Below are 6,000 nucleotides of genomic sequence, written 5' to 3' on the forward strand. Positions count from 1 at the left end.
TTCATTTTTTAGTCTAGTGCGTATTTACCGCGAAGTGTGCCGGGGGAAGCGATTCCCCCGGACGTCGGTTATTACATAATCACCAACTGATGGTTTGCCAGCAGGGTGGCGAGGTCGGTTTGTACGCCATTCAGGGTGACCACGGTGGTGGAGGCGGAGACCCCGCCCGCACCGTCAAGATCCACATGAATTTCGGTGTTGCTGCCGTTCTGCACCACGCGGACGTAGTCTTCGATATTCCCCGCCTGGGCATCCAGCGTCGCGACGCTGTTGACGTAGGTGGCTGACCCGCTGCCGGTGTAGCCGCTGCCGGATAACAGTTCGCGCAGGTCGATACGATCGGTATCCGCCGTCCCTTCCCAGGTGCCGACGGTAAAGCCGTTGACCACGTCGCTGCCGTTGCCGCCAGCGGCGTCTGAGGCGTTGATCAGCTTGTACAACAGGGTATCGTGTCCGCCGTTGCCAATATTGAAAGTATCGTTACCGCCGCGCCCGTTGAAGACGTTTTCGCCGGTACTGCCGGTAAAGGCATCGTCACCGTTGCCTCCGGCAATCCCTTCAATGTTGACGAACTGTGCCTGACCAAAACCGGTGTTCTGCATCGCGCCGTTGCTGAGATCGATGTTCAGCGCAGCGCTGCCCGCCAGCGTGTAATCCACCATATCCATCCCGCCCTGTGCGGTCCAGACGTCCACATCCGACACGACGCGACTACCGCCGCCGCCGTTATAGATATGGGTGCCCGCGGTAGCGTTCAGCGTATCGTTGTAGCCGGTACCCACAATTCCCACGGTATTGCTGCCGTCGGTCGCCGCCAGTGCGCTATTCGCCGCTGACGCGCCGTCTTCCGCTGTCAGGACGTACGCATGGTTCTTCTCCACCGCCGTCAGGCCGCCCCAGGAAGCGTTGACGTTTTCAACCGTGTTCACTACGCCGGAAGCGTCAAACGTCGCCGACGACACGCCGCCGTAATCCTGACCGTTCGCCAGCAGCACCGCGCTGTACGACTTGCTGGCGTCCAGACCGTAGAAGTAGACCAGACCTGACGAGTCGTTCATGTTCACGCCGCCCTGCGGGTTAATCACCTGCGAGCTGACTACCTTGCCGGTGCTCTCATCCACCAACAGCACGGTATTGCCATAGAAGGCGTTAATCCCGTTGGCATCGGCAATACGCAAAATCATGCTCGTGCCGTTGCTGATGGTGCTGGTGTTCTCGATGTATTCCGTTTTACCGCCCGCGGCGCGGAACACCACCAGATCCTTGTCACCGTCATAATCCAGGTCCAGCGTCAACGCGCCAGTGGTGATGTTGGTGCTGCCCTGGTTCGCGCCGGTTAGCAAAGTCTGAGAAGACCAGTCAACCTGGTTGCTGCCGTTCACGCCGTTGTTGGTCCACAGCAGCCCCACGTTGCTGGTATTGGTGGCGATGGTCGATCCCGCCGCTCCGGCGATTTCGATCAGATCCATCCGGCCATCGCCGTTCCAGTCCACCGCCAGCGAGGACATACTGTTCACGCTGTCGCCCAGCGTCTGCACGTTTGACCCTACGCCCGCGCCGTTGGCCGCCGCGGTGAGTTTGCCGGTGCCGTCGTTATAGAAGATGGCGCTGGTGGCGCCGCCTTTGGCGGTCAACCCGGCAACAAACAGATCCATATAGCCATCGCCATTCAGATCGGACCAGGTTAGCGTGGTGTAATGGTTATCGGATGCGTTATCCCCGTTGAACACATCCGTGATCAGTTGGGTATTGGTCAGCGTCATATTGCCGTTAGCATCCACGCCGTTGGTTACGATCGCCAGACGGGAGTTGGAGCTACTGGTGCCTCCGGCCGAAGTCGTACTGGTGCCTGAGGTTGCGTGATAGGTAATGTCCACGTAACCGTCGTTGTTCAGGTCAACGCCCGATACTTCACGGTCCGGCGTCGGGTTACCGCCATTGGTCGAAGCCACGCCGTCCTGCGAGTTATTGGTATAGACATAAGCGCCGGTCTTATCAAACCCCATCACGGTGCCGTCAGTGTTGAGTACAAACCCGGAGTCATAGCCGCCCCGTCCTTCAGAGTCGTTCGGCGTTTCGTCGCCGTAGACCATATCCACATAGCCGTCGCCGTTGATATCGATCCCCATTGCGCCGCCGTACCAGCCGTAGACGTTGCCGTTCGGATCGTTAGTCTGGCCCGACACGCCATAAGCGCCCACCTGGAAGGCGGTATAGCTGCCGTCGGCGTTGTATTTGAACGACTGCTGTCCGTTGGCATAGCTGGTGTCCGCGCCGAGAATATCCATCAGGCCATCGCGGTCGAAATCGATAAACGACGACTGCTGCTGACGATCTGGTCCGCTGATCGCCACCGAGTCAAACGAGCCCAGGGTAGTCGAATCCGTCGCGTTCTGGGTAAAGACCGTCGAGTTACTGAGGATACGCCACGTCCCATCTTCGCCCAGGGTTAGCGCGGTACCGGTATCTTCCGAAGAGGCCGCGGATGACGTAAAGGTGATGGACGGCGTTGGCGAAACCGTCAGCTCACCAGTGGTGTCGTCATGGGTAATCTCCGTGCCATCGGCTTTAAACAGCGCGGCCTTCACGTCGTAAGTGCCCAGCGCCAGCGCGTCGCTGTCCGGGAGCTGCACGTACCAGGTGCTGTTTTTTGGGTCAATGACCACCGCGCCGTTGCGTGAGCTGTACACGACGTTATTGATCGTCACCTCCACGTATTCGCCCGGCAGGATTTCAAAGTCCACGCGCCCTGTAATAATCGGCGTGGTATCCAGCGTATTCTGGGTATCGGCATACATTTTGAGGTCGACAGTGAAATCAAATACCGGCGACTGCGCGCCTTCGTTGCCAGCGGCATCGACGACAACCGCATAGAACTCCCCTTTTTCGCCGTCAACCAACGGTTCGTTCAACTGGAACGTCCAGTCGGTGCCGTTGACGTCCGCTTCGCCGACCAGTGTGCCGTCGGCGCGGTAAATACGCACCATTTCCCCGGTCAGCAGACCTGTCGTCAGCGTGCCGTTCAGCACCGGCATACGATCGTCGGTTGTGGTGCCTGCCGCGAACTCGCCGCGTGAAGAGGCAACGTCGTCGGTATAACTGTGGATATTCACCGCGTTGGTGGATGCGGTCAGATCGACGGTGACAACCTGGTTCGTTGTCGCGCCCACGTTGCCCGCCACATCGACAACGCGGACCTGGTAAGTCTGATCGCCTTCCGGCAGCGTGCGCGAATCGACATAATGCCAACTGTTGCCGTTCGTCACGACATCATGCCAGGTCAGGCCGTTATCGACGCTAATCTGTACGCGATCGCCTGCGGCAAGCGGCGCGCCAAGGGAGCCGCTGAGGGTCAGCGAGGTATCGTTGGTCAGGAAGTCGCTGCTGCTGTAACCAGTATCCGTAGAGATACTGTCGATGCTGACCGTGATCGCGCCGTCCGGCGGGGTCAGATCGACGGACACCTGCTGGTGCGCGGTCGCGCCAATGTTTCCGGCGGTGTCGATCACGCGGACCCAGTAATCATGAACGCCTTCGCCCAGCGTACGCCCATCGGCAAACGACCAGCTATTGCCAATCACCGTAACGTTCTGCCAGGTGGCGCCGCCATCGAGGCTGATCTGGACGATCTCGCCCGGCGCCAGCGTCGCGCCCAGCGATCCCTGCAGACTGAGCGAGGTGTCTTTCGTAATAAAGTCACTACTGCTCAGACCACTGTCGTCCGTAATGCTGTCAAAGACGATGGTTTTCGTCGCGTCCGGTACCAGAGTATCCACGGTCACCGTCTGGCTGGTGGTCGCGCTGACGTTACCCGCCTGGTCGATCACGCGCAGCTGATAAATATAATCGCCGTCGGCGAGCGTGCGCCCGTCGGCAAACGACCAACTCAGTCCGCTGACGCTGACGTCAGTCCAGGTGTTGCCGCCATCAAGGCTGATCTGCACATGTTCACCGCTGGCGATCGCCGCGTTCAGCGAGCCTTGCAGGGAAATCTGGTTGTCATGCGTAATGTAATCGCTTGTCGACAGCCCGGTATCCTGGGTGATCGCATCAACGGAGATCAGCGTTACGGCTGGCGGCGTGGTGTCTACCCGCACCGACTGACTGTCGACCGATCCGACGTTACCCGCCGCATCAATCACTCGCACAATGTACAGATAACCGCCGTCCGCCAGGCTACGACCGTCGGCGTAAGTCCACTGTGTGCCGTTCACCAACAGATCGATCCAGGTTGTCCCGCCATCAAGACTGATCTGCGCGGTTTCGCCACTGGCGAGCGATGCGCTGAGCGAGCCGTCCAGTACCACCAGATTGCTGTTAGTCATGAAGTCGCTGCCGCTCAGGCCGCTGTCGCCCTGCACGGCATCAATGTTGATGATCTGGGCTGGCGCGGTCAGATCGACGTTCATTACCCGATCGGCGCTGGCGCTGTTGCCAATGGTATTGCTGACCTGCGCATTTACCGTATACGCCGTGCCGTCCGCCAGCGCGGCGACGTCGACGCTGCTCACTACGCAGCTCCACTGTCCGTTGCTGTCGACCACCGCGGTATAGCGATTGCCGTTAAGCGTGATGGTCACCGTCTGACCGGCAGGCGCGTCCGTCGTACCGCTGAGAGTCAACGGAGCACCTTGCTCTGCGGCATTGATCACATCATCGGTGCTGATGGCATCAATGGCGATAGTCGGCACATCACCGTTCAGGATCACGTTGTGCGTGACGTTACCTGCATTACCCGCCGCGTCGTTAACGGTGACGGAGATGGCATAGTTACCGTCCGCCAGGCCGGTAAAATCGCCCGCCGGGACGAATAGCGACCAGTTGCCGCTGGTATCTACCGTCGTCTGATACGTGTGCCCGTTAAAGGTCAGGGTTACCGTCTGTCCCGGTTCGGCAGTTGTGATGCCGCTGAGGGTCTGTCCGGCTCGTTGCTCGCCACTGTTGATGATGTTGTCGCCCGCCACCGTATTGACGGTAATAACCGGCGCGCTGGCATCCACCGTCAGATTATGGGCAGCCTGACTTTCATTTCCCGCCTTGTCGCTGACAACAGCGGAAACCGTCAGCGGACCGTTGCTTAACCCGGCCAGATCGGTAGCAGGCACGGTGACGCTCCAGGTGCCGTTCGCCTGCACCTGCGCGGTGTAATTAGCACCATTCAGCGTTACCGTTACGGTCTGCCCCGCTTCTGCGCTGGTGTTGCCCTGCACGGTCAGCGGCTGCTGCTGTTCCGCCGCGTTCAGTACGTCATCCGCGGAGATCGTGTTGATGGCGATCACCGGCGCATCCGTGTCGATGCTGTAGCCGTGGGTGGCCGATGCGGAGTTACCTGCCGCATTGCTGACGCTGGCCTCCACGCGGGCGTTGCCGTCGGTCAGGGTCGCCAGTTCCGCAGCCGGGACGACCAGCGTCCAGTGGCCGGTGCTGTTGACAGTTACCGTGTACGACTTGCCGTTAAACAGCACGGTGACGTTCTGGCCGGCTTCCACGTTTGTGGTGGCGCCGGAGAGCGTCAGGTCTGCGCCCTGCTCGGCGGCGTTGATCACGTCGTCGGCGGTCACGCTGTTGATGGTGATGGCCGGTGCGGCGGTGTTCACCGTCACATCGTGGGTGGCCGAGCCGCTGTTGCCTGCCGCACTGGTGACGGTCACGGACACAGTGGTGGTGCCGTCGTTCAGCGCGGTGATATCTGCCGCCGGGACGCCGATGCTCCAGTTGCCGGATGCATCCACCACCGTGGTGTAGGTTTTGTTGTTAATGGTGACGACAACCGCGTCACCCGCCGCCGCACCGGTGACGGCGCCGCTGACCAGCTGCGTCTGGCCGTGTTCGGCGCTGTTGATGATATCGTCGGTCGCCACGGTGTTGATGGTCACCACCGGCGCGGCAGTGTCAACGGTCAGGGTATGGCTGGCCGAACCGGTATTACCGGCGGCGTCTGCCACGCTGGCCGTCACTGCCCCCGTTGTGATGGAGGCCACGTCCGCTGCCGGGACGGTC

The 6,000-nt window shown here is 60.4% G+C and carries 1 protein-coding gene; it reads right to left on the reverse strand.

Features of this window, described 5'->3' with window-relative positions; genetic code table 11:
• Positions 1-71 precede the first annotated feature (71 nt).
• Positions 72-6,000 (reverse strand): Ig-like domain-containing protein (locus CSE01S_RS20175; RefSeq protein WP_042292388.1); only part of this gene is annotated, 5,929 nt, incomplete at its 5' end.

This window comes from Citrobacter sedlakii NBRC 105722 (genome assembly GCF_000759835.1).
GTDB lineage: Bacteria > Pseudomonadota > Gammaproteobacteria > Enterobacterales > Enterobacteriaceae > Citrobacter_A > Citrobacter_A sedlakii.